At 72.0% G+C, this 5,019-nt stretch carries 3 protein-coding genes; all 3 read right to left on the reverse strand.

The window, feature by feature from the left end; all coding sequences use genetic code 11:
- Window positions 1-44: 44 nt before the first annotated feature.
- Window positions 45-326, reverse strand: coding sequence for an HU family DNA-binding protein (locus ACFV6I_RS37595; protein WP_030059737.1), 282 nt, complete (start codon window positions 324-326; stop codon window positions 45-47).
- A 509-nt stretch (window positions 327-835) separates the two neighbouring features.
- A complete protein-coding gene (locus ACFV6I_RS37600; RefSeq protein WP_063349178.1) occupies window positions 836-2,308 on the reverse strand; it encodes an NAD-dependent malic enzyme in 1,473 nt (490 codons plus the stop codon).
- Between the two features lie 323 nt (window positions 2,309-2,631).
- The gene (locus ACFV6I_RS37605) at window positions 2,632-4,935 is read right to left on the reverse strand and encodes a HelD family protein (RefSeq protein WP_380346430.1); all 2,304 of its coding nucleotides are present in this window, start codon (window positions 4,933-4,935) and stop codon (window positions 2,632-2,634) included.
- Window positions 4,936-5,019: the final 84 nt, after the last annotated feature.

Genomic DNA, 5,019 nt, shown 5'->3' on the forward strand with positions numbered 1-5,019 from the left:
GCCCCAGACGGGGAGCCCGGCCTCTCGGGCGTTCAAGGGGTGGTTCAGGCGCCCTTGGCGGCTTCCTTCAGCTTGGAGCCCGCGCTCACCTTGGCGCTGTAGCCGGCCGCGATCTGGATCGGCTCACCGGTCTGCGGGTTGCGGGCGGTGCGGGCGGCGCGGTGGGTGCGCTCGAAGGTCAGGAAACCGGGGATGGTGACCTTCTCGTCGCCCTTGGCGACGACCTCGCCGACGATCTCGGCGAAGGCGGCCAGAACGGCGTCGGCGTCCTTGCGGGTCACCTCGGCGCGCTCGGACAGCGCGGCCACCAGCTCACTGCGGTTCATGTGTACTCCTGTGGTCTGTTCGCTTGCGGTGTGCGGGGGCCCATCGGTACTCCCACCGGGGGGCACCCGGATAGGCCGCAGGTCCGCACACTGTGCTCATGCAGGCAATGCGTGGTCGCAGGCCGGGTCCGTACCCGATGCCGCGCGCCGGTGCCGTCGAAGGCCCGTCCGCCTGCCTGGATACGAATCCTGCCCCGACCGGCCCCGAGAAAGCCAATCGGGCCCCGGCCACGACACCCGAACGAACCCCGCCCGTTGGAGGTGTGACGCTCCGTCGGCTCCGGCGGACCGGGCCCGGGCGGCGGTCGGGACGACGCGCCGGAAGACCAGGGGGACGTTCCGTACTTGTCGGACACGCCTGCCCCGTGCAGGGCTACCGTACGCCCTAGGCACGACAAGCCCAAACACGCCCCTCGCCCTTGTGTCGCAAGGGTTCGGGGCGGACTCGGACGGGTAAGGCCGCTATTCGGACATTTGACCGATCAGCGACACGTCGGCCGCCTCGCCGGTCAGAGCTTGACGGTGGGGAAGGAGGAGGCGTCGAGCGTGCCGACGATGCCCGGGGTCGGACGGGCCGGCTCCGTGCTCTCCTGGACGCCCGCCAGCGCCGCCTCGCGCACCGCCGAGGCGACCGTCTTGGCGACGTCCTTGTGGAAGACGCTCGGGATGATGTAGTTGGCGTTCAGCTCGTCGTCGGCGACGGTGGTGGCCAGCGCCCGGGCGGCGGCGATCATCATCTCGGTGTTGACGGTGCGGCTCTGGGCGTCCAGGAGGCCGCGGAAGACACCCGGGAAGACCAGCACGTTGTTGATCTGGTTGGGGAAGTCGCTGCGGCCGGTGGCGACCACGGCGGCGGTCTGCCGGGCGATGGCCGGGTCGACCTCCGGGTCCGGGTTGGCCAGCGCGAAGACGATCGAGTCCTCGGCCATGGTGGCCAGGTCGTCGCCGTCCAGGACGTTCGGGGCCGAGACGCCGATGAAGACGTCGGCGTCCGCCACGGCCTCCTTGAGGCTGCCGGTGCGGCCCGAGCGGTTGGTGTGCTCGGCGATCCAGCGCAGGCTGTCGTTGAGGTCCTCCCGGCCCTGGTGGACCACACCGCGCACGTCCGCCACGGTGGCGTGCTCGACACCGGCCGCCAGCAGCAGCTTGAGGATCGCGGTGCCGGCGGCGCCGGCGCCCGACATCACCACCCGGATGTCGCTGATCTCCTTGCCGACCACCTTCAGCGCGTTGGTGAGGGCGGCCAGCACCACGATCGCGGTGCCGTGCTGGTCGTCGTGGAAGACCGGGATGTCCAGGGCCTCGCGCAGCCGGGCCTCGATCTCGAAGCAGCGCGGCGCGGAGATGTCCTCCAGGTTGATGCCCGCGAAGCCGGGGGCGATCGCCTTGACGATGGCCACGATCTCGTCGGTGTCCTGGGTGTCCAGGCAGATCGGCCAGGCGTCGATCCCGGCGAAGCGCTTGAACAGGGCCGCCTTGCCCTCCATGACCGGCAGCGCGGCGGCCGGGCCGATGTTGCCCAGGCCCAGCACCGCCGAGCCGTCGGTGACCACGGCGACGCTGTTGCGCTTGATGGTGAGGCGGCGGGCGTCCTCGGGGTTCTCGGCGATCGCCATGCAGACCCGGGCGACGCCCGGGGTGTAGATCATGCTGAGGTCGTCACGGTTGCGGATCGGGAGCTTGGACGACATCTCGATCTTGCCGCCGAGGTGCATCAGGAAGGTGCGGTCCGAGACCTTGCCGATCGACACGCCGTCGATCGCCCGCAGCTTCTCGACGATCTCCTCGCCGTGCGCGACCGAGGAGGCCGCCACCGTGACGTCGATCCGCAGCGCCTCCAGGCCGGAGGCGGTGACGTCGAGACCGGTCACCGAACCGCCGGAGGACTCCACGGCCGTGGTGATCGCACTGACGGCGTTGCCCCGGGCCGGGACCTCCAGCCGCACCGTGATCGAGTTGGAGACACTGGGCACCGTCGCCATCGACGCTTCCTTCTTCCGTCCGTGCGGCAGGTTCAACATTTTGTTGAAGGCATCGCCTGCGCATGCTAGACCTCGATCGTCGCACCTTCCAAGGGGTAGCCAGAAATAACGTTCATTGAGTGTGTGGACCCGACAACTTCTTGCCTCTCCGGGCCGATGCGTTACATTGGACGGGACACCGGCTCGATCCAAGCCCCCGGGCCCAACCTTCGTCCCTTCGAGGGACCACTTGCCGCGAGGCGAGCATGGCGGGTCGGTGTCACTAACGTCTGAAGGCCCCTCACCATCCGGTGAGGGGCCTTCTTCGTCCGGCGGACCGGCCGTCAGCCGTGCAGCAGCGCGGGCACGCCGGCCGCGTCCGGCAGGTCGTCCGGACCGGACAGCACGGTCAGCCGCTGGGTCGCCCGGGTGAGCGCCACGTACAGCACCCGCAGGCCGGCCTCCGACTCGCCGGCGATGCCGGTCGGGTCGGCCACCACGGTCGCGTCGTACTCCAGGCCCTTCGCCTCCAGGCTGCCCAGCACCACCGCCCGCTCGCCCAGGCCCTCGGCCCAGCCGGCCGCCTCGGCCCGGCGGTCCATCGGCACCACGATCGCCACGGTGCCGTCCACCTCGCCCAGCAGCCGCTCCAGCTCCGCCCGGGCCGCCGCGCCGAAGGCCTCCGGGGCGGGATCCACGACGGCCGCGAAGCGCGGCTCGACGCCGACCCGGCGCACCGCGGTCGGCGACGGGGTGCCCGGCGCGGCCAGCGCCAGCACCTTGGCCGCGACCTCGGCGATCTCGGCCGGGTTGCGGTAGTTGACGGTCAACGTGAAGCGGCGGCGCGGCTTGCCGGACAGCACCTCGTCCAGCGCGGCCTGCGCCTCCTGCGGGAACGGCCAGGAGGACTGCGCCGGGTCGCCGACGATCGTCCAGGTCGCCATCCGGGCCCGGCGGCCGATCATGCGCCACTGCATCGGGGTGAGGTCCTGCGCCTCGTCCACGATCACGTGCGCGTACTCGGTGCGCTCGACGGGGACGCGCTCGCGCTGACGGGAGCTGCGGTCGGCGAAGGTGGTGACCTCCTCCAGCCCGCTCAGCAGGTCCACCGCGTTCACCTCGCGCACCTTCGGCCGGGCCGCCTCGCCGAGCAGCACCTGGAGCTCGTCCACCAGCGCGACGTCGTGCGCGGACAGCGCGCCCTCGCCGTTCGGGGACAGCTGGCGCCAGGACGCCGCCAGCAGCCTCGCCTCGTCCGGGGAGACGGCGCGGCGGGCGATCCGGTTGATGTGCCGGTGCTGCTTGAGCGTGCCGAGCACCCGGCGCGGGGTCACGGCGGGCCACCAGGCGTCCAGGAAGTCCAGGAACGGCGCCTCGTCCGAGACGTACTCGTCGAAGGACTCCTTCTCCTCCTGGCGCTGCTCGCGGGCGTAGTGGTCGGTCGGCTTCGGCAGGTGCCGGGTGAGCTCCTGCCACAGGGCGTCCAGCAGCATCCGGCGGGCGCGCGGGCGCAGCAGGTTCAGCGGGGTGCCGCCGGCGCCGATCACGTTGCCGCGCACGGCCTTGAGCCGGCCCGCGTCCAGCTTGAGCACCTCGCCGCGGGCGACCACCTTCAGCTCCTGCGGCGCACCCAGCTCCAGCGCGGCCCGAGCCGCCCGGCGCAGCAGCTGCACCATCCGGCCCGAGCCCTTGACCCGGGCCGCCTCCGGACTGTCGTAGGTGCCCGCCTCGACGCCGTCCACCAGCGAGCCGACCGCGCGGATGGCGACCTGCCCCTCCTCACCGAGCGAGGGCAGCACGCCCTCGGTGTAGGAGACCAGCAACGGGGTCGGCGAGACCACCAGGATGCCCCCGGCGTAGCGGCGGCGGTCCTGGTACAGCAGGTACGCGGCGCGGTGCAGGGCGACGGCGGTCTTGCCGGTGCCCGGGCCGCCGGTGACGAGCGTGGCGCCGGCGGCGGCCGCCCGGATCACCTCGTCCTGCTCCTTCTGGATGGAGGAGACGATGTCGCGCATCGAGTGGCTGCGGGCGCGGCCGAGCGAGGCCATCAGTGCGCCGTCGCCGACCACCGCCAGCTCCCGGCCGTTCAGGGTCGGGGTGAGGTCGGGACGCAGCAGGTCGTCCTCGACGCCGATCACCCTGCGCCCCTTGGAGCGGATCACCCGGCGGCGGACCACCCGGCCCGGCTCGACCGGGGTGGCGCGGTAGAACGGCGCGGCGGCGGGCGCCCGCCAGTCGATCACCAGCGGCCCGTACTCGGCGTCCAGCACACCGAGACGGCCGATGTGCAGGGTCTCGGCGACGGCCGGGTCGGCCGGGTCGAGCGGCGTGTCGGAGGGGATGCCGTGTTCCTCCGGGGCGTCCGCCCGCTGGAGGTCGATCCGGCCGAACAGGAAGTCCTCGAACTCGTTGTTCAGGCGCTGGAGGTGGGCGCCGGCCCGGTAGACCTGGGCGTCGCGCTCGGCGAGCGCGCCGGGGGTGCCGACGTGGACCCGCTTGGCGGCGTCCTCCAGGATGTACTCGGCCTCGGCAAGCTTCTCCTCCAGCCGGTGGTAGACGGTGTCGAGGTGCTGCTGCTCACCGGCGATCTCGCGCTCGCGTACGGTCTCGCGGTCGGTGGCGGCGGTGGTGTCCGTGTTGCTCTGCATGGCCTCGGTGGTAGCGGCGGAATCCGGCTCCGGAAAACGAGCGGACGGATGATCCTACGCCCCAACCGGGGTAAACGTGAAGGC

The sequence above is a fragment of the Kitasatospora sp. NPDC059803 genome (assembly GCF_042732255.1).
Lineage (GTDB): Bacteria > Actinomycetota > Actinomycetes > Streptomycetales > Streptomycetaceae > Kitasatospora.